16 protein-coding genes are annotated in these 20,375 nt (G+C 62.0%); 4 read left to right on the forward strand and 12 right to left on the reverse strand.

What is annotated here, in order from left to right:
* Positions 1-624: 624 nt before the first annotated feature.
* A complete protein-coding gene (locus tag CGLAU_RS09630) occupies positions 625-1,380 on the forward strand; it encodes a hypothetical protein (protein ID WP_095660513.1) in 756 nt (251 codons plus the stop codon).
* 70 nt (positions 1,381-1,450) lie between these two features.
* Here the strand turns inward: CGLAU_RS09630 and rpmA are convergent, their stop codons facing one another.
* Positions 1,451-1,795: a 50S ribosomal protein L27 gene (rpmA, locus tag CGLAU_RS09635; protein ID WP_095660514.1), complete on the reverse strand. Its 345-nt coding sequence runs from the start codon at positions 1,793-1,795 to the stop codon at positions 1,451-1,453.
* 15 nt (positions 1,796-1,810) lie between these two features.
* Complete coding sequence (gene rplU / locus CGLAU_RS09640) at positions 1,811-2,116, reverse strand: 50S ribosomal protein L21 (protein WP_095660515.1); 306 nt, start codon at positions 2,114-2,116, stop codon at positions 1,811-1,813.
* A gap of 286 nt (positions 2,117-2,402) precedes the next feature.
* Here rplU and CGLAU_RS09645 point away from each other — a divergent pair, with 286 nt between their 5' ends.
* On the forward strand, positions 2,403-2,819 hold the full coding sequence (locus CGLAU_RS09645) for a hypothetical protein (protein WP_095660516.1): 417 nt from the start codon (positions 2,403-2,405) through the stop codon (positions 2,817-2,819).
* Between the two features lie 8 nt (positions 2,820-2,827).
* Positions 2,828-3,361, forward strand: a complete 534-nt coding sequence (locus tag CGLAU_RS09650) for an RNA polymerase sigma factor (protein ID WP_095660517.1) — start codon at positions 2,828-2,830, stop codon at positions 3,359-3,361.
* A gap of 190 nt (positions 3,362-3,551) precedes the next feature.
* On the opposite strand, the gene CGLAU_RS12405 is transcribed toward CGLAU_RS09650, so the two are convergent.
* The 3 genes from CGLAU_RS12405 to CGLAU_RS09665 all read right to left on the reverse strand — a co-directional run bounded on the left by CGLAU_RS12405 (position 3,552) and on the right by CGLAU_RS09665 (position 9,067).
* Positions 3,552-5,705 (reverse strand): Hsp70 family protein, encoded by a 2,154-nt coding sequence (locus tag CGLAU_RS12405; protein ID WP_095660518.1) that lies wholly within the window; start codon positions 5,703-5,705, stop codon positions 3,552-3,554.
* 72 nt (positions 5,706-5,777) lie between these two features.
* A complete protein-coding gene (locus CGLAU_RS09660; protein ID WP_095660519.1) occupies positions 5,778-7,238 on the reverse strand; it encodes a GTPase in 1,461 nt (486 codons plus the stop codon).
* A gap of 2 nt (positions 7,239-7,240) precedes the next feature.
* The gene (locus CGLAU_RS09665; RefSeq protein WP_095660520.1) at positions 7,241-9,067 is read right to left on the reverse strand and encodes a dynamin family protein; all 1,827 of its coding nucleotides are present in this window, start codon (positions 9,065-9,067) and stop codon (positions 7,241-7,243) included.
* Between the two features lie 277 nt (positions 9,068-9,344).
* Between CGLAU_RS09665 and CGLAU_RS09670 the strand changes: the two genes are divergently transcribed.
* Positions 9,345-10,664 (forward strand): hypothetical protein, encoded by a 1,320-nt coding sequence (locus CGLAU_RS09670; RefSeq protein WP_095660521.1) that lies wholly within the window; start codon positions 9,345-9,347, stop codon positions 10,662-10,664.
* 56 nt (positions 10,665-10,720) lie between these two features.
* On the opposite strand, the gene CGLAU_RS09675 is transcribed toward CGLAU_RS09670, so the two are convergent.
* The 7 genes from CGLAU_RS09675 to CGLAU_RS09705 form a co-directional block, all read right to left on the reverse strand.
* Positions 10,721-13,867, reverse strand: coding sequence for a translation initiation factor IF-2 N-terminal domain-containing protein (locus CGLAU_RS09675; RefSeq protein ID WP_232507100.1), 3,147 nt, complete (start codon positions 13,865-13,867; stop codon positions 10,721-10,723).
* A gap of 217 nt (positions 13,868-14,084) precedes the next feature.
* A complete protein-coding gene (gene ndk, locus CGLAU_RS09680; RefSeq protein ID WP_095660523.1) occupies positions 14,085-14,495 on the reverse strand; it encodes a nucleoside-diphosphate kinase in 411 nt (136 codons plus the stop codon).
* A gap of 24 nt (positions 14,496-14,519) precedes the next feature.
* Positions 14,520-14,825 (reverse strand): hypothetical protein, encoded by a 306-nt coding sequence (locus CGLAU_RS09685; RefSeq protein WP_095660524.1) that lies wholly within the window; start codon positions 14,823-14,825, stop codon positions 14,520-14,522.
* Between the two features lie 17 nt (positions 14,826-14,842).
* Positions 14,843-15,292, reverse strand: coding sequence for a DUF4233 domain-containing protein (locus CGLAU_RS09690; protein WP_095660525.1), 450 nt, complete (start codon positions 15,290-15,292; stop codon positions 14,843-14,845).
* A 46-nt stretch (positions 15,293-15,338) separates the two neighbouring features.
* Positions 15,339-16,193: an ATP-grasp domain-containing protein gene (locus tag CGLAU_RS09695; protein WP_095660526.1), complete on the reverse strand. Its 855-nt coding sequence runs from the start codon at positions 16,191-16,193 to the stop codon at positions 15,339-15,341.
* On the reverse strand, positions 16,190-17,641 hold the full coding sequence (locus CGLAU_RS09700) for a bifunctional folylpolyglutamate synthase/dihydrofolate synthase (RefSeq protein ID WP_095660527.1): 1,452 nt from the start codon (positions 17,639-17,641) through the stop codon (positions 16,190-16,192). Before CGLAU_RS09700 ends, CGLAU_RS09695 begins: the two co-directional genes overlap by 4 nt.
* Positions 17,634-20,372: a valine--tRNA ligase gene (locus CGLAU_RS09705; protein ID WP_095660528.1), complete on the reverse strand. Its 2,739-nt coding sequence runs from the start codon at positions 20,370-20,372 to the stop codon at positions 17,634-17,636. Before CGLAU_RS09705 ends, CGLAU_RS09700 begins: the two co-directional genes overlap by 8 nt.
* Between the last annotated feature and the right edge of the window lie 3 nt (positions 20,373-20,375).

Here is a 20,375-nt window from a genome sequence, read left to right on the forward strand (position 1 = left end):
AGTTGAACATTTCTCCTAGGCGAGTGCGGGCCCAGATACAGGACGGCCAGATACGGGCACGGAAGATCGGTAACACATGGCAAATTCTCGATCCCCCTCCCGTGGTACAAAAGGTGCGGTTGCCCGGACCCAAACTTTCGACACGCTCGTTTGATCAGCTCGCTGAGTACCTCGACCTTCGGGGGAAAGTACTGAACCCTCAGGAGAGATTTCGGAGCTCACAGAGGGCGAGCCATATTGCCAACGGCGGGTTGCCGGTGGCGTTGGCCTATGCAGATCGCAACGGAGTGAACGTTAGCTATTACTCCGCCGAGAACGAAGACTTGGAGCATTTGCGACGCGACTCACGCATTCTTTTAACGGGCGTATCGCACCCAAGCTCTGCCATAGCTACACAAACGGTGGACGGATATGTAGCCCAAGAACAATTCCAGGCTCTCACGGATATGTATTTCTTGGAGGAGGTCCCTCGCGGAGAAAACAACGTTACTCTCCGCAAAGCCAACTCTGTCCCGGTGCGGCTCGGAAGACTTCACATTCTTACAGACCTCGCCGGGGACACCAGCTCGAGGTCCGTCGACGCCGCCGAACGAATTTTGGATGAGATCCGGGAGGATTTGCCTTATGCCTGAGGAACCAATCCGGCTCTTCACTACAGATCCGAGCGAGCGCGCCTCGTGGGAAGGCCTCAGGGACTTAGCGGAAGTGCTACCCCTCGGCTGGTCCCTGGCAGGAGGCACCCTCGTCAGGCTGCACACGACAGAACGGAACGCCGCTTCCACTCGATCTACTACCGACATCGATCTAATTCTGGACATTCGCGCCCACCCGAGAACCAAGCACAACGTGGGTCACGCGCTGAGTGGATGCGGTTTTCGTATTGCCCAGCCACCAAATCCAGCTGGGCACGATCATCGTTGGGAACGTCCTGTTGCGGGGGAACGAGATATCAAGGCCCAGATTGACGTTCTAGCACCCTCGGGTCTCCGTCCCAGTACGTACGAAAAGAAATTTCCCGGAATCGGGCGTTTGCTTGCAACCAGAGGTGCGCAGTTCGGTATCGACCGTTCGGAGCTAGTGACCGTTACAGTTGACGACGAGTTGACACTCACCGTCAACCGACCAGATGCGATAGGCGCGCTCTACGAAAAGTGCTCTGCACTCCTGAACCACAGCGACACGAAGAAGCGCCGCCACTACGAAGACATCAACCAACTATGCGCCGTTCTTGATTTTGAAGATCGTCAAGCTTTGGGAGACCTCCGACAGAAAGAACTCAAGCGGCTCAGCTGGGGGATTGAGCAAACGATCATCGCGCTCGGGACGCAGACCGACGAGCGAACCCAACGTGTTGAGCGACTCATTAGAAGACGTAACTGATCCAGCAACAGCAAACGGCGCGCCGAGATCGTGGGAGATCTGCGACGCGCCGTCGTCAAGCGAAAAGCTCTTATGCCGTAGCGGTGGCCTCTTCGGTGGTGCCTTCCTCGACAACACCTGCTGCCTCGGCAGCCTCGAGAACCTCGGAAGCCACACCCTCGCCGTCAGCCGGGACGATGTTGACCACGCGACGCTTCTTCTTGATGCCGAACTGAACAGCGCCAGCGGTCAGCGCGAACAGCGTGTCGTCGCCGCCGCGGCCGACGTTGTCGCCCGGGTGGAACTTGGTGCCACGCTGGCGAACCAGGATCTCGCCGGCCTTGACCTGCTGGCCACCAAAGCGCTTCACGCCGAGGCGCTTCGACTCGGAGTCACGGCCGTTCGCGGAGCTGGATGCACCCTTCTTGTGTGCCATTGTTTCTGTCTCCCTTTACTTGATACCGGTGATCTTGACGGTGGTCAGCGGCTGGCGGTGGCCCTGGCGGACCTTGTAGCCAGTCTTATTCTTGTACTTGAGGATGTCGATCTTCTTGCCCTTGCCGTGCTCGACGATCTCAGCCTCAACCTTCACCTTGGACAGATCAGACGTGCCGGAGGTGACATCTGCGCCGTTGACGAGAAGGATCGGGGTGAGCTCAACTTTGTCGCCAGCTTCGCCCTCAAGCTTCTCGATCTTGACCAGATCGCCTTCGGCAACCTTGTACTGCTTGCCGCCGGTCTTGACGATCGCGTACATAGAGGGTTACCCCTTTACTCAACTCGCACGCCCCCGGCATGCAACGGTGAGCGTTTGGAACAGTGTTTTCATTCAGCGTTTCGGGCGGTTTCGACCCGCCGTGCCCGCATGCTTGGGCAACAAGGCGGTGACGCCCCAAAACAGCGACTGTCATAGGCTACACTGCCCCCACAACAAAGACCAAACCGCTCGGCGCGGGAACATTCGCACCCAGCCACCCATTACACTGACGGAAGACGAGTGCTGTTCCACCCGCTCACCGACACGTGAAAGGAGGTCTTGAACGATGAACGAGTTCACCGAAGCATACAATCTTCCGCCGTTTAGCGATCTGTTCGGCGACTCCGGTTTATCTGACGACGCGTTGTCGCAGATGCTGACAGTCGCCGTCGACCCCGCAATCCCCGACCCGGGAACCGATCTCATTCCAGACCCCGACACGCTTGTCGCTGATACCGAGGACGCACTCGACATCGACCTCGGGGATCTGGACGATGGATCGCACGATCCGGACACGGATCCGGTTCCGGGGCTCGACGAGGGCAGTTCGCTTATCGACGGCTCCTTGGACCCCTTTTCCCAACCTCCCACCGAAAGTCCTGATCCGCTCGAAGAGCTGGGCAGCGATCCCGGCGACGACTTGGGCCAGGATCTCGGCGGGTTTGACGGCAGCCTCGGCGATGACCCGTTGGCGGACTTCTAGGAGCCACAGTGGATCGTACCGAGGAATTACAGCTAGTCGCCCGCGCGCAGTCCGGGGACCAACAGGCGTATGCAGCCCTCATCCGCGAGGCAAATCGGCGGATGTGGGCTGTTGCCCTGTCCATTACCGGCAACCACCACGATGCCGAAGACGCGATGCAAAACGCGATGATTTCCGCGTGGAAGAACATTGAGAAGTTCCGCCCCGAAGCGAAGTTCTCTACTTGGATGTACCGGATCACCTCCAACGCCGCGCTTGAGATTCTGCGCAAGCGTCGCGATGTGCCCGACGATGAGGCCGGCGCCGAGGAAGCCGACTCCTCGATGCCGCTACAACAGCGCATCACCGACATTATGGTGGTGCGCCAAGCATTGGAGACGCTTGAGCCGGATTTCAAAGAAGTGCTCGTCCTGCGCGAGTACGCGTCGCTGTCCTACGAGGAGATCGCCGCGCACCAGGGCGTACCGGTGGCGACGGTGAAGAGCCGCCTGAACCGCGCGCGCAACAAGCTCAAGGACGCGATCGGCGCCGACGGGGTGTAGCGGGTTTTCCGCCTCGCGGAATTTCCGCTTAGCGGAACCCGGGCTGCTGCGCCCACTCGGTAGCCACGGCCTGACTAGCGCCGCTAGCAGGCATTCATCACTGTAGGCCGGGCGTTGCGCAACGCATCAGCGAGGGCTAAATAGTCGTGATCGATCTAATCGATCACCCGACCGGAGCAACCATCAAGCATCATAGAAACCCAAGCTTTTCGAGGCCACTGCGCACCTTAGTCTTCTCGTCGTTTTCATCGGTACCATTTTTACCAACAAAAACGACCATTAGTTGCTGATCTGGGTAGTACACGGCAGCATTCGGCAATCCCCCAAACTGGTAATTCAAAAAATAGATCTCTGGGCTTCCATTTGCCCATTGTTCAGGAGCCGGTTCATTAAACGCCGCCAAGTCGTCCCGGGCCTGCTTTGCTGGATCGCCTACAATCAAACGTGGCGCAAGCAATTCGTTTTCAGGCCACAAGGCTTGCTCTGCGTTACACGAGTGGTACGGAGTCTGTTTGTCCTTTAGCCAATCCTTGCCAAAGTCACTTCCGACTGGTTTGGGGTCAACCTTGCAAACTCGAATGGCTTCGCGGAACTGGGCGGGCAAGTAGCCAACGTCGCCAAAAAGAACGTCCATTGGCTCGTACGAGTTGCCGGATTTCGGGGTACTCGGCGTTGCTGCATCGCTTGCGCTGGTGGATGCGGGGGCTGCAGACGTCGCTTGATCCGTAGTTGGTGTTGAGTTGTCCGCCTCGGTGGTGGGTGCGGCCATGGTTTGTGTGGGGTCGTTTTCTCCATCACCATCGTTGCCGCTGAGTGCCCACCAGCCGATACCGGCGAGCAACGCAACAGCGGCTACCCCAACGCCGGCAAACAGCGGAACATTTGACTTCTTCGTCGTAGTTGTCTGCGCACTCGACGGCACTGACCCAGCCGGGGAGTGTGCATACTGCGAACCACCAGACTGCGTCAACGAATCACTGCCATACGCCGCCGGCTGTCCATACTGCGGTGCTTGACCCTGCGAGTAACTCTGCGACTGCCCCTGCGTCTCGAATGGCTGGGTCTGACCGACATTGGACTGGTCCGGCTGGGCTGGCTGCCCAGTACGCGAGGAGCCAAACTGACCTGCTCCTGGAGCAACTGCAGAAAAACCACCTTGCGCGGTCCCAGCACCGGCACCAGTACCCGGGCCATCGCCAAACGGGTTCACACCCGAACCCGAAGCTGCTGCACGCTGCGATCCCTGCCCCGGCTGCACCGGCTCGGTAAAGCCCTGCATCGTCGCCACGAGCGCACCACGGCACACCACAGTCTTCGGGTCGTCAAGACGCATCACACGACCGACCTTGCCCAACTCATCTTGCACATACGGAATACGCGACGAGCCGCCGGTGAGGTAGATCGGGGTGTCCGAACTCTCCACACCCGCCTCGCGCAGCACCGCCTGCGTCATCTCTGCGGCACGCTCAATCGGCTGCGCAATGATCCTGGTGAACTCATCGCGCGTAATCAGGACATCTCGCTCACCGGCGGGCGAAGAAATCGTCACCGTCGCCGACGTGGTGTCAGAAAGCATCTCCTTGGCTTCACGAATGTTCTCCTGCAACGCATTCATTACCGATGCAGGAGCCTTGCGCAGCGAATCAGCCAAATCCGGATCATCATGATCAATCTGGTCAATCACCCAGCGGAACACAAGGTTGTCAATGGTGCGCCCGCCAAGCGAGTTATCGCCCTTGGCCGCCACCACACGGTAGTCACCATTCTCCGCAGCTCGCAGCACCGCGATATCCAGCGTGCCACCACCGAAGTCGAACACCGCCACATGCTCACCAGCAGCAACCCGCTGCTGCGCCGCATAGTGAATCGCCGCAGCACGCGGCTCCGAAATCGTCCGCAGATTCTGCGCCGTTACCCCGGCCTCTTGAGCGGCATCCACAAGGTTGCCCAACGCTGTATGCGACCAACGCTCCGGGTGCGTCAACGTCACCGACGCTGGTTCATCACCACCATGCTGCGACTTCGCACGGTCAATGATCTCTCGGATGACCGCCGAGAACACCAGCTGGGTCGACACATCGTCGCCCTCCAGCTGGATCGTGTCATGGTCGATAAACCGCTTTGGCGACAGAACCAGGCGCGAGGGGTCGCGCCGGCCTGCCAGTAACGCCGAGTCGCCACTCACCACAGTGGAACCATCCGATTCCACGAAAATGGCCGACGGCATCAGGTTTGAGCGGTGGCTCAGGGCCAGCGCCTCCACCGATCCACCAAACGGGCTCGTGTGTGCCGCGGCCGAATTCGACGTTCCGAAATCAATCGCCAAATGCCACGATCCAGCCATAACTACTCCCATGTCGCTTAGATCCAGGTAACAGTTTGGTAAGTCTAGTCAGACTTACTGGTTTCCGACTAGCTATGTGTTCAATTGCTTCCAAGCCGCCTGGTACGCAACGATGAGGTGCTCACGAGCATCGTCCTCTGCAGCTGACAGCGGTGTCATCGCAAGTTCACGCAGCTCAGCAAGCTCTTGGCGCAGTGTTACGGTCACTCGTTCGGCGGGTGCGTCAGCCGGCATGCCCACCTTTTGCGCCGGCGTCGCTCCCTGAATCACCGCGCGCAATTGCGGGATCAGGCGCGAGTCGGGAGAGTCCGCCACGGTGTTCTTGAAGCTGCGGTACAGCATGACATCGTTCATCTGCGGCTGAGATTGAAGCACCGATTGCACCCACAGCACGTGGTCCCGAATCTCGGGCTGGTTCGCGAGACTCTCCAATGCATCTACAATCCGGACGGCGCGCTGCAAGGTGGCGTAGTACGGCATGGACTGCGTAATGATCTCGGTAAGTCGATCAATGCCGGAGGTTTGGCGCATCCACTGCAGGAGACCGCCAGGTCCATGCTCGGCAGCAACCGAGCGCCCGTAGACCAGCCCGTACTCCCCCATCACGTCAAGCAGCTCATCGCGTTGCGCGGCGTTGAATCCCTCTACGACACGGCTGGGATCCGGGAACTCGATGAAGTCGATCAGCTGCTCGCGATCCAAAGAAGCTAGGGCAGCAAGGTCGCGAGCCAGCGCGCCGTTGACCCGCCCGGTCAGCGCGGACTCAGCAAGCAAACCGGACAGCGGCACCACCACGCCAACGCTCGCCCCGAGCTGTTCACCGATCCGGTCCGCATAGCGGTTGGCCATTTCTAACGGGTCCTCGTGGCCAAACGCGCCTGGCCCGAAGGAGTCGGCGCGCGAGAGCACTCCCACCGTGGTCAGCGGCGTCATGCCAAGCTCAGCGATAAACGCACGCTCGTCATCACGCGGCGCTGAATCCGAAAGAAACAGCACCGCATCCGCCCAGGAGCTAGCCCTTTGCGTGTCCTTGGATCCGTCGATAAGCATGCGGCGAGTGCGAGCTTCATTTTCGACGGTCAGTGTTGCCGTGCCCGGTGTATCGATGATCCCTAAGTCGCGCAGGCGGGCGATGGGGACGAACTGTCGTACGTAGTCGACCTCGTCGACGGGGCGTCCGAGGTCGGTGAGGACGTTTCCGCCGAGCGGGACGGTGTTGACCTTGCCGTCGAGTCCGATGATGTCGGCGCGGGCAGGGGCGCCTTCGTCATAGATCGTGACCGTCATCGTGCATTCCAGCGAGCCTGTAGCGGCGATGCGGGTTTCTGTCATCGCATTGACCAGTGTGGACTTGCCGGCTTTCAGGCGGCCGATGACGGCGACGCGTGGTGGGCTACTCACCAGTTCCCGCAGCTCATTCGCTGCGTGCTGCGTGTTCGGCCCGCCCTGCGCAAGAGCCTCGATGCTCTGCCGCAGCAAGACGTTGAGCGATTCCGTAGATTGCCGGTGGGCTTGGTTTGGTGCTGCGGTCATGGCTAGCTCAACTCCCCTTGCGGCGCGTGCATTGTGGCCAGGTGGTGATTCAGCTCCTCAATCGTCGCCTCGACGATCTTGGCGTTCTTGGTCAAGCGGGTAATGGTTTCTTTGCGCTCCGCTTCGCTCGCGCGCGCGGCTTCATGGGCTTCCTTGATGTGCTCCTGCACTTCTTTCTGGCGCTGACGCAAGTAGGCCCGGTAGCGCAGCACCATTTCCGTGCGGGCAGCGGCGAGCATGGTGTCGAGCATGCGGTTGATGGTCACGCGAGTGGTCTGGGTGATTTCGCGCAGCCACGAAATTAGGTGTTGCTTGCCGTTGCGCAATGCCTTGAATCCCACGTTCACACCAATCCACACGGCTCCGGCGAGCGGCGCAAGGGGAATCATGAACGACAGCACGCCGGCACCGAGCATGCCCATGGTGGCCAGCGACGGATCGAGCAAGTCCTTGGTTTTTTTGTCTACTTCGCGGCCCTTGACCTCTTCGGGAGTGATCGAATCAACAGCAGCGCCGATAACGGTGTTGACGATGTCGGGTTGGTCCGGAAACAGCGGGGTGGCCAGTTTGCGAAGCTCTTCGAGCTGGGTATTCAAGGTCGTGTTGATCAACTCAGTGAGCTCAGCCTCGATCTGACTGGTGAATACCTGCGGTTTGGAACGCAGCACGCGAACACCGTCGCTGTTAATGCGCTGGATCCAGGAGTTTCGCACCTGCTCTATCTCGGTATCGAGATCGTCCATAATGCGATTTCGCATGAACTGAATGTCGCGGCCGAGGAGCTGCTCCCATTCGGACGCGTGCTCCTTGAGTCGCTCCAGCTCTTCTCGTTCTTCCTCGAGCTTACCCACGCCATCAGCTGGCGACGTGTGGATCGCGATGTCGCGCCCAATCTGGGTGTGAATGCCCTTAAGCGTGTGCGTGATGGATTCGATGCCGCCACGCAGCCCCAGCGTGGCCGGGTCAGAAAGCAGGCTGCGAAGGTGTTGGCGCAGCGCAACGATGCCGCTTCGGCTCGCGATCTCCGCAGCTTTCTCCGGGTTCACCCTCTCCATCTCCTGCGCGTCCATGGCGCGCAGGCTGGACACACCAATCACCGGGATCTCCGCCCCAAGGTGTTGACGGAGGAGTCGCTTGTTGTCTTCAACGATGGATTGCCAGCGGCGGATATTCTTGTCCGTTTTGGTCACGGCTACGATGGCGGCGCCGACCTCTTTGCGAGCTTCAGCGAGAATGTCCATCTCCGGTTTGGTGATTGGCGTCGACGCATCACAAACCATGAGCAGCACACCCGCGTGGTGTGCCTCGTTGAACGCGGCGTGCACGGCATGTTCATCCAACCCGCCGACACCTGGCGTGTCCACCACCAGCGTTCCGGCAAGCTCCGAATACGCCAGCTCAACGGCAGCCGCGGTGGCCAGCTCATCGTCGTCGCTGCCGGCGCGGGCGCCGGCGATGCCGTCGATAGTGACGTATTTGTCTAGATCTGAAGCAGCGATCGCTTGGCGTTTACTACCCCGCAGCACCGCTACTTGAGGTTCAGCAGGTCCCTCTTCAACCGGGTTCACGGTGACGCGGATGGGTGCACTGGTGGAGGTCATCACATCAACCGGCAACAGGTCCCGCTGACCGACAAGCGCGTTGACCAGAGAAGACTTGCCGCGCTTGATCTCGCCAACCACGACGACGGTGCCGGCCTTGAACTTCGCGTTCAGCAGCGCTTCCGCGACGTCAGCAGCGTCCGTATGTCCATAGCGCCGCGCGATCGCGGCCGCCCGATCAAAAGACTCCCGCGGACCTCGCACGGGTTGCTGCGTCTGAGATTCCATTGGTGCATCTTTCTTCTACTACGCCTACCAACGTGCCACGGTATATTAATCGCGTTTCGTGGCGCCTGCTCCCCGAGTCTAATAGTTTCCGAACTCTCTAGTATGCCTCTCACCTGCACGGATAAGAGATTTGGCATGAGGGCTGAGATTTTCTTGAGCGCTCCGGGAACCTTCGCTTTATGCTGCCCATTACATGTGTGACAGGACAGAGACAGTGTCAAGTCAGCAAGTACCGAAACCAGATCCGGGAACGGATCCAGCCCAGAAAGGCAGCACAATGTCCGGCGAGAACCTCAACCAGAACACCACCCCGAACACCACCCCGAACGCACAGGAGAAGGGCAACAACATCCCCGACGAGCTCCGCCTTGTTGACGCTGAGGGCAACGAAGCCACCGGCAAGGTGCTGGGTGCCCAGGACGTTACCGGCGACGGCAAGATGGACACCTTCATGGTGGACATGGACGGCGACGGCGTCGCAGAGACCCGCGTCTTCGACCGCGGCGCCGACGGTGTCGCAGACCGCGTCGAGGTCGACACCGACGGTGACGGCGTCGCAGACTACGCCACCGAAGACACCACCCGCGACGGCATCCACAACGTGGCCCACATCGACACCACCGGTGACGGCCGGATGGACACCTCGGTGAAGGACTACGACGGCGACGGCACGGTCGACGTGATCGAGTACGACACCGACGGCGACGGCGTCGCAGATGTCAAGGCTTACGACCACAACGACGACGGCAAGATCGACAACGTTGCCTTCGACACCGACGGCGACGGCAAGATGGACTACAACGCCTACGACCGCGACGGAGACGGCAGCGTCGACTCGGTGAGCGGCACCCCGACCGGCCCGAACGCAGCTCAGCGCGACCTGCTTGACAACCTCGACGGCAACCTGGCCGGTGGCTCCGGAGCAGCGGCAGGTGCTGGTGCGGGCGCAGCATCGGCAGCACAGCCGGAAGCAGCACCGCAGCAGCCTGCACCGGAGCAGCCGGCGCAGCAGCAGCCCGCTCAGCCGCAGCCGGAGGCAGCGCAGGAGCGCCCGGCTCAGCCGCAGCCGGAGGCAGCGCAGGAGCGCCCGGCTCAGCCGGAGACCGCGCCGGAGACCGCACCCGAGGCTGACAACGTTGACCTGGGCGACATGGAGGGCGACGCACCGGCCGGCGCTGCTCCGCAGGGCGACCCGAGCGGCAACCACGGCGTCAACTCCGCAAGCACCCCTGACGGCGGCGTGATGGTTGATCTCGACGGCGACGGCTTCGCAGACGCAGCCTTCTTCGACCGCAACGCTGACGGCCGCGCAGATGAGATGCACATCGACACCACCGGTGACGGCAACCTCGACACCATCAACCTCGACACCAACTACGACGGCCGCACGGACGAGCAGCACGTCGACACCGACGGCGACCACCTCACCGACTCCGCCCTCATCGACACCGACGGTGACGGCTATGGCGACATCGGACTGACCGACACCGACGGTGACGGCTACTACGACCAGCAGGAGAACATCGACACCACCAACGTCGCTCCGGAGATGCCGGAAGAGGGCGACATCGACTTCGGCGGCACCGAGCTGGCATAACCCTCCCCCACACACACGAAAAACCGGGCGCATGGCCCGGTTTTTTCATGCGCTGTTTACGAGGACTTGCGGCTCGCTCGACGACGCCCACGCCCAGCGCGGCTTTGGGTCGCCGAATCCTTCGAGGCAGCTTTGACCCGCCCCTCGCGGGCTTCCTGCTTCTTCGGCTGGGAAGCAGTCGAGGTCGAGCGCCGCGACGCACGTCGCCTGTCTCGCCCACTGCGGGTTGTTGCGGGCTTTTGCTTATCGACGCCCTCTTCAACCGCCTCGGATTCCTCCACCTCAACCTCTGCCGGCTGCACAAAGTCCTCCGGCTTTGGGCGGTAATCGGACTTCGAGTTACCGCGGGTGCGGCGCTTGCGGCGCGGCGACGATTCGAACTCTTCGACCGCTTCCTCGTATGTCTGCGCAGCAGACTCCGCAGCCTTCACCGGCTCGGTTGAATCCACCTGCGCTGCGGCCACTGCTGCCTCAACAGCGTAGGCCGCATCACTGGACACCTCATCTTCTGCAGCATCGGTGGCCTCGACGTTTGTCGAGTCGGCCTCGCGCTGCTTACCGCGTCCGCGAGAGCCACCGCGTCGACCCCGGCGGCGAGACCGCTTTGTCTCGCGCTCTTCGCCGTCGCCGCCGGCGCCATTCCCTGCGTCATCGCCCTGATCCGCGATCACGGAGCCAGCAATCTCATCCAACTCCTCCTCGGAGTGGGTGCGCATGGCCTTCGCCGCCGGGTGCTCACCAACCGGACGGCGACGGTCCCTGTCTTTGCCCCGGCGCGGGTGGTCATCGTGCGCGTCGTGGTCTACCGGATCCTCGGCGAGAACAATCCCTCGGCCACCACAGGTTTCGCACGGTTCGGAGAACGTTTCCAACAAACCAGTACCAAGGCGCTTGCGCGTCATCTGCACCAGACCAAGCGATGTCACCTCGGACACCTGGTGGCGGGTGCGGTCGCGCCCGAGCGCCTCCTTCAATCGACGCAGCACGAGATCCTGGTTCTCGGGAAGGATCATGTCGATGAAGTCGATGATGATGATCCCGCCGATATCACGCAGCCGGATCTGGCGGACGATTTCCTCTGCGGCTTCGAGGTTGTTCGATGTCACCGTCTCTTCCAATGAGCCGCCAGATCCAGTGAACTTACCGGTGTTGACGTCGATGACGGTCATTGCCTCGGTCCGGTCGATGATCAAGCTGCCGCCGGACGGCAGCCACACCGAGCGCGACAGCGCCTTCTGGATCTGTTCATCGACGCGGTACACCTCGAAGGCGTCTTTGCCGCCGTGGTCGTTGCGGTCGAACTGCTCCAACCGGTCCGCCAGATCCGGTGCGACCGACTCGACATAGGCCTTGACCGTGTTCCACGGCTTCTTACCGTCAACAATCAGCGCCGCAAAGTCTTCGTTGAACAAGTCGCGCACGACCTTGATCAGCAGGTTCGGCTCTTCATAAAGCGTCACCGGCTTGGCGCCCTTGGAGTTCTTCTCTCGCTCTGCGTGCTCCTGGATGGCCTCCCACTGCGTATGCAGTCGGTTGACGTCGGCAGCGATCGCGTCCTCGGGAACTCCCTCGGCCGCGGTGCGGATAATCGCACCACCCTTGCCGGGTACGACGTTGTTCAGAACCTCCTTGAGGCGTTTGCGTTCCGGGGCCGGAAGTTTCCGGGAAATTCCCGCGCTGCGGCCGCCCGGAACGTAGACCAGGAAGCGTCCGGCCAGCGAAATCTGGGTGGTTAAACGCGCGCCCTTATGACCGACCGGGTCCTTGGTCACCTGAACGACGACCTGATCACCCGACTTCAGCGCATGCTCGATGCGGCGCGAACGACCGCCGAGGCCAGCAGCCTTCCAATCCACTTCGCCGGCGTACAGCACGCCGTTGCGGCCCTGGCCAATGTCGATGAAGGCTGCTTCCATGCTGGGTAGCACGTTCTGCACGCGTCCCAAGTAGATGTTGCCGATCATCGACGCCTGCTGGTCAGAGGTGACGAAGTGCTCGACCAGCAGCCCGTCTTCAAGCACTCCAACTTGCGTGATGCGGCCCGGTCCGTCGTGGCGATCTCGCTCGCGCACCACCATGGTTCGCGTTACCGATTCGCGCCGTGCCAGGAATTCCGCTTGTGACACAATGCGCGAGCGTTTCCGCTGTTCTTCGCGCTTCTCGGTACGGCGACGGCGCTGCGCCTCGAGGCGGGAAGAACCCTTAATTGCCTTCGGCTCCTCGAGTTCTTCAACGTCTGCGACGTCCCGCGCACCGACAAAGTCATCGGTGTCTTCGACGTCCAAGATGTTCGCGTTCTCATCCGACGTGTCGACCTTGGTCTCCGACGACTTGCGTGATCCGCGACGGCGCTTGCGGCTCCGAGTCTCTGCCGGTGCCGCCGCCTCGGCTTCAACGGTGTTCGCAGTGCCTGCAACCTCGGCGGAGTCAGCGGTGTCAGCAGTGTCAGTAGCGTCAGCAGCGCCGTCACTGGCGTTCGCAGCGTCCGCTGCCTCGGCATCACTCGGGCGGCTTGCGCGACGGCGCTTCGAACGGGTCGGTGCCTTGAAGATTGGGGCGTACGCCGGGTTCTCTTCCACCGGGGCGGGAGTGACTTCGGGCTCGATGTCCGTGAGAAGGTCGAAGGCGTCGTCCACGTCTTCGGGATCGGTCAGCGCATCATCCTCTGCGTCGGTGACATCATCCTCATCGCGGTCTTCTTCGCGGTCAGTGAGCTCCGCCTCGACCTTGCGCTCGATCTGGGTGATTTCGTTGGCAACGTCTTTGCGGATGCGTTCGCGAATTTTCTCTTCAGCAGGTGCCGCCTCCGGCTCGGGGCTATCCCCCTTCGCCGCCAAGGCGTCGAGAAGCTGCTCCATCTCTGCTCGAGTCAGCGAGGATTGGGCGACCTTCACCACCCCGAGGTCCGCGAGCGCGAGGATGAGATCCTTTGAGGTGAGGTCGAGTGCTTTTGCGAATTGAAAAACCCGCATCTTGTCGCTGAGCTGAGTGCGATCGAAGTCTGCGTACGGGTTTGGTGCGGTGTTCTCTGTAGCCGCGCTCTCGTTCAGGGCCGAACTCTTGGTGGCTTTCTTCACCGACTTCTTGCTGGCCTTTTTAGCGGTCTTCTTCGCCGTTTTCTTCGCGGCTTTTCGGCTTGCTTTTCGTGGAGCCTTGGTCGCGTCCGACTGCTGCTGTTCCGTCGAATCTTGAGTATGTGCCACAGTTTTCTCCTCTGTCGCCGGCATCCGCGGGGTGTGTACACCGGGCGCTGGCGAGAGGTTCGCCGCCGCCGCACGATGCAGACAAGCCCGCGCTGGCTGTGTAGTTATGCAAAGTCTGTTTTCCTATTGTTACACAGCCTTGATGGACGGGTGTGTATGAAGCCGTCCTGGGACACAAGAAATGCCCCGCATAACGCGGGGCATAAACGTGCGAACGCTACTTGTTCGGGAACCAGATCGCGATCTCGCGCTCTGCGGACTCCGGCGAGTCGGAGCCGTGGACTACGTTCTCACCGACGGTCAGTGCGAAGTCGCCGCGGATGGTGCCCGGGGTGGCCTTTGACACCGGGTCGGTGCCGCCAGCGAGCTGACGCCAGGCCTCAATGGCACGCTCGCCCTCGACGATGCCTGCCACCAGCGGAGCGGAGGTGATAAAGTCCACCAGCTCACCGAAGAACGGCTTGTCCTTGTGCTCTTCGTAGTGCTTCTCAGCGGTCTCGCGGTCAGCGGTGCGCAAGTCCATCTCGACCAGCTTGAGGCCCTTGCGCTCAATACGCGTGATGATTTCGCCCACGTGGCCGTTCGCGACACCGTCCGGCTTGATCAGAATGAGAGTACGTTCAGTCATGGTTTTCGAGTTTAGCGAACCGGCCTAGACCTCGCGCACGATGCGTGCCGCCTCCTCGGCGGGTGGGTTACGGAACCACATCTGGACTTGCTGGATGGCAAGTTGGTGGTTGCCTTCCTCTTTCATGCGTTTGATGGTGGCTCGCTGGGCGTCGTCAAGCACTATGGGCTTTTCCTCCTGCTTGGAGTAGATGTCGAAGAAACCCCAAACCAAGCATGCCCCAGCGAGCAGAATTACTGGAATGTTGATGGATTGGGGCCACCCGAGCCACTGACCGGCGATCGCCGCGATGGAGAACACGGTGGCGAAGATGAAAGCTACATAGCGCATGGTGTTGTTTATACCGCTTAACGAGCGGGATCAGCGGACGAGCCGATGTGCTGCGTGACCAGGTAGCCGCCGCGCATGCGCTGAATCATTTCGGAGCGCAGCTTCACAATGTAGTACCAGACGATGGCGAACATGACGCCGACTGCTGTCACCGACCAGTGGATGAAAAAGCCGAGGAGCAGCGGAATCTGCAGCGCGAGGTTGATCCACATAGCACCTGGGATGCGCTGGAGAAACGCCATGATGACGTGCGCGGCTCCGATGACGGTGATGTAGACCCAGTTGAAGGTGGTCCACATAGCGCCATCATCCACCTTGAGGATGACAAGCAAGATGAGGAAGATCGTGATGGCTTCCAAAATCAGCGTGCCGGTGAGCACGCTGCCGAGACTCTTCAGCGGATCCTTGACCGGGTCATTGCCGGGGCCGAGGGGGCCGATGTTCGGTTGTGCTTGTTCACGCGCCATAGGCTCATCCTAAGTCAGCGCCCTCCTGCGTCCCTAACCTGCGCAGTCAAGGCAGCGCCTCGAGGTAGTCGATCACCTGGGCGGCGACGTCGATGCCTGTGGTCTCGGCGAGCGTGACAAATTGCGCGTTCGAGTTCACTTCACCAACGAGAGGCGCTGAGGCGTCGAGGAAATCCACCGAGCCGACCTCAAGTCCCAGGGCGGCCATGGCTTGGCGCGCTACCTCGACGTACTCGGAGGGCGGGTTCCAGGCCTCGGCGCGGCCGCCGCCGGTGATGTTGGCGCGGAAATCTCCCTCCGCCCCGAAGCGGCGCATCGCAGCAACAGGCGTGTCCCCCACGAGGTAGATGCGTGCATCCCTCCCGCTGGAGCCGGCCACGAACTCTTCAACCAACACGGGCGCACCGGCCGCTTTGGTGAGCACCTCGATCAACTCCGCGCGGGAATGCACCAAAAACACCCCGCTTCCCCACGATCCGACCGCGTGCTTGGCCACCGCAGGAAAACCGAGCGTGCGCTCCACCGCGTCGACGAACTCACTCGCCTCCCATTCCTCTGCCGTCAGCGGCCGAAACGTCAAGGGCGCGACCACCGTGCGAGGGTGTGCGATGCCCGCAGCGGTGAGCCGGGCGTGGGTGTACGCCTTGTTATCGCACAATGCGATCGCCTTTGCAGTGTTGACGCAGCGCACACCAAGCGATTCAAGCTGGGCGGTGGTGGCCACGTCTTTGTCCATGATCAACGCGAGCTGCGGCAGCTTTCCGTCGAGATGCGAGACGACCCAGTCGGTGTGCACTCGGCGCATGTCCACGCGGCCGTCGGCCGCCGCGAGCAGCTGGTTGAACTGCGTCTCAAACTTGTCCCAGTGCAACCACCGGTTTGTTACCAACCAGGCGCTCATTCGCCCTTCCTGGCGCGCAGGTACGCGCGGGCCTCGCCTGCCGTGGCGATCGAGCCGGTGACTAGCACGCCGCCACCTTCAGGGCCATCTTCCTCGGCGAGCTCGATGGCCAGCTCGAGCGCGGCACCGAGGTGCTCTTCGACGCGGACGCGGTAGTCGCCGAAGATATCGGCGGCGATCTCTCCCAGGTCGTGTGCCTCCATCGCGCGCGGAGAGTGATTGCGGGTGATCACCAGCTCCGCGCACACCGGCTCCAGCGCGGTGAGCATGGAGCGGGCATCTTTATCCTCGTAGATGGAAACCACGCCAATGACGGACTGGAAGTTGAAGTCGCGCTGCATTGTCGCCGCGAGGCTGTCGGCGCCGGCGGGGTTGTGGGCCGCATCAACCAGCACGATCGGGTCGACGTGGACGCGCTCGAGTCGACCGGGCACCGTCACTTCGCCAAGGCCCTCGCGCACCGCGTCCGCATCCAGTGGGTGCTCGCTCGAAGCACCAAAGAACGCCTCGACGGCCGCGAGCGCAACCGACGCATTCGCTGCCTGGTGCGCGCCAGCGAGTGGGAGGAAGACGTCGTCGTACGTTCCGCCGAGACCGTTTAGGGTGAGCTGTTGCCCACCAACGGCCACCACCGCTTCGCCCACGGTGAAGTCTCGCCCGGCGCGAGCGACCGCGGCATCGACTTCCACGGCGCGCTCAAGGATCGCATGCATGGCGTCTTCGTCCTGCTCGGCGACGACGGCCACGCGCTCACCCGGCGCGATGATCCCGGCCTTCTGCGCTGCGATCTCGGACACTGTCTCGCCGAGAAACGCCTGGTGGTCCATGCCAACCGGGGTGATCACGGAAACGTCTGCGTCGATCACGTTGGTTGCGTCCCAGGTACCACCCATGCCGACTTCCACGACGGCGACATCCACCGGCGCCTCCGCAAAGGCCGCGTACGCGATACCGACCAGCACCTCGAAGCGGCTCATCCCCGGATCGAACTGCGCATCCACCATGTCGATGTACGGCTCGATGTCGCGATAGGTCTCCACGAACCGGGTCTGCGAGATCTCCTCGCCGTCGATCACGATGCATTCTGTCAGGCTCGTCATCTCGGGCGAGGTGAACAACCCGGTGCGGCGGCCGAGGGCGCGCAGGATCGATTCGCTCATCCGCGCTGTCGAGGTCTTGCCGTTGGTGCCAGCCACATGGATCGCGGCAAACGAACGCTGCGGTTCCCCGAGCAGATCCATCAGCATCGCGATGCGCTCAAGCGACGGGTTCGGGTCGACGGCACCAGCGCGCGCGTCGAGCTGCGCAACCACGTCTTCGAAGTCCGGGTGCGTCTCCGGCTCGGCCGGCACGGTGCGCTCCCCGGCTTCCTCGCCCGTCTCAACGGGCCCGTTGAGACGCATGGTGATGCCGTGCTCGGTGAGCTCGGCGCGGTACTCGTTATCCATTCAGCCCCTCAAGGCGCGCGCTCACGCGCTCAAACTCTTCCTGCGCAACCTGCTGTCGCTGCTTGATCTTCTCCACCACGTGTTCCGGCGCGTTCGCCAGGAACTGCTCGTTGCCCAGCTTGCCGGCGGTGGTGTCCAGCTCCTTCTGTGCCGCAGCCAGCTCCTTCTCCAGGCGCTTGCGCTCCGCTGCCACGTCCACCGTGCCCGAGGTATCCAGGGCCACATCAAGGGTGGTGTTGCTCAGACGCATCTCAATGCTTGCCGACGGCGCGAAGCTCTCCGCTGGCGCTTCGACCTTCGCGATGGCGCGGACCATGCCTTCCTGCGACACTAGGTCCGCAGCTGCGAAGTCCAGGCGGGCGGGAACGTTCTGGCTCGGCTTGACACCCTGGTCGGAGCGGAAGCGGCGCAGCTCGGTGATCAGCTTGATCGCGTCCTCGATGCGGCGTCGCGCATTCAGATCCGCCTCGACACCACCGTTGGTATCCGCCTCGGTCGGCCACGCAGCGAGTGTGATCGTTTCGTTGCCGGTCAACGCCTTCCACAGCACTTCGGTGATGAACGGCATCGTCGGGTGCAGGAGACGCAGGACCACGTCGATGACTCGGCCCAGCACAATTTGGGTGTTGCGGCCAGTCTCCTGCTCCTCGGGCGCTGCCTCAGCGGCGTCGCGCGGAATCTGGGTCTTCGCAATCTCGAGGTACCAGTCGCACAGCTCATCCCACGCGAAGTGGTAGAGCTCCTCGTTCGCCTTCGCGAACTGGTAGTCGTCCAGGTACGCGTCGACATCGCGGCGGACCTCTTCCGCGCGGTCAAGGATCCAGCGGTCCGCGTCCGTGAGACTCTCCCGCTGCGGGAGTTCATCTACCGCAGCGCCGTTCATCAGCGCGAACTTGGTCGCGTTGAACAACTTTGTGGCAAAGTTTCGTGCCGAGGTCGCGTTGTCCTCGCCGATCGGCAGATCGATGCCCGGGTTCGCGCCGCGCGCCAGCGCGAAGCGCAGCGCGTCCGCGCCGTAGCGCTCCACCCAGTCCATCGGGTCGATGCCGTTGCCCAAAGACTTCGACATCTTGCGGCCCTTCTCGTCGCGCACCAGGCCGTGCAGGTAAAGGTCCGTGAACGGTACCTGCGGGCGGCCGTCCTTGCCCTCACCGAGGATCTCCGGAGTGGACGTGCCGGCGAAAGTTCCGAACATCATCATGCGCGCCACCCAGAAGAACAAGATGTCGTAGGCGGTGACCAGCACGCTGGTGGGATAGAACTTCTCCAGCTCCGGGGTCTTATCCGGCCATCCCATCGTGGAAAACGGCCACAGCGCTGAGGAGAACCAGGTGTCCAGCACGTCCGGGTCTTGCTCGTAGCCTGCCGGCGGCTCCTCGTCCGGGCCGACGCAGACGATGTCACGGTCGCCGTTGGCGTCCTCCGGGCCGTACCAGATTGGGATGCGGTGGCCCCACCACAGCTGGCGCGAAATCGTCCAGTCGTGCATGTTGTCGACCCAGTCGAAGTAGCGCTTCTCCATCGACTGCGGGTGAATCACGGTGTCACCCTCGCGCACCGCATCGCCCGACATGCGGGCAAGCTCGTCGACCTTCACAAACCACTGCAGGGACAGGCGCGGCTCGATCGGCTCGCCGGAGCGCTCGGAGTGGCCGACGGAGTGGACGTAGGGGCGGACCTCTTTAACGATTCGTCCCTGCTCGGCGAGTGCCTCGCGCACCTTCACCCGTGCCTCAAAACGATCCATGCCGTCGAACTGGGTGCCGGTGTTTGCGATGCGGCCCTGTTCATCCATGATGATCGGCATGTTGAGGTCGTGGCGTAGGCCCATTTCGTAGTCGTTCGGGTCGTGGGCGGGCGTGATCTTCACAGCGCCGGTGCCCAACTCCATGTCCACGTAGTCGTCTGCAATGACCTTGAGTCTGAGGTCGTCGCGGAACGGGTGGTCGAACTCCTGACCAACCAGGTGCGCGTAGCGCTCATCTTCGGGGTGCACGGCAATAGCGACGTCGCCAAGCATGGTCTCCACACGGGTGGTGGCGACGATCAGGTGCGGCTCGTCGTCGCTGAGCGAGCCGTAGCGGATGGAGACGAACTCCCCGTCGACGTCGTTGTAGACCACCTCGATGTCGCTGACCGCAGTCTCGAGCACAGGCGACCAGTTCACCAGGCGGTAATCGCGGTAGATCAGGCCGCGATCGTAGAGCTGCTTGAAGATGGTCTGGACGGCGCGCGACAGGCCGTCGTCAAGCGTGAAGCGCTCCCGTGACCAGTCGACCGAATCGCCGATCGCCCGCATTTGCTTCGCGATCGTTCCGCCGAACTCCTGCTTCCACTCCCAGACCTTGTCGATAAATTCTTCGCGGCCGTAGTCGTAACGGTCTTTGCCCTCTTCGGCCTTGAGCTTCGCCTCGACCTTGGTCTGGGTGGCGATGCCGGCGTGGTCCATGCCCGGAAGCCACAAGACCTCAAAGCCCTGCATGCGCTTGCGGCGGATCAGCGAATCCATCAGCGTGTGGTCGAGCGCGTGACCCATGTGCAGCTGGCCGGTCACGTTTGGCGGCGGCAGCACAATCGAGTAGGCCGGCTTGTCGGAGGTCGGGTCGGCCTCGAAGTAGCCGGCCTCGACCCAGCCTTCGTACAGTCCGGCCTCCACCTGCTGCGGCTCCCAGTTCTTCGGGAGCGCGTCCGCGCGGTTGGTACCTACCAGATCACGATTCGCTTCAGTCACGCT

The sequence above is a fragment of the Corynebacterium glaucum genome, from assembly GCF_002287505.1.
Lineage (GTDB): Bacteria > Actinomycetota > Actinomycetes > Mycobacteriales > Mycobacteriaceae > Corynebacterium > Corynebacterium glaucum.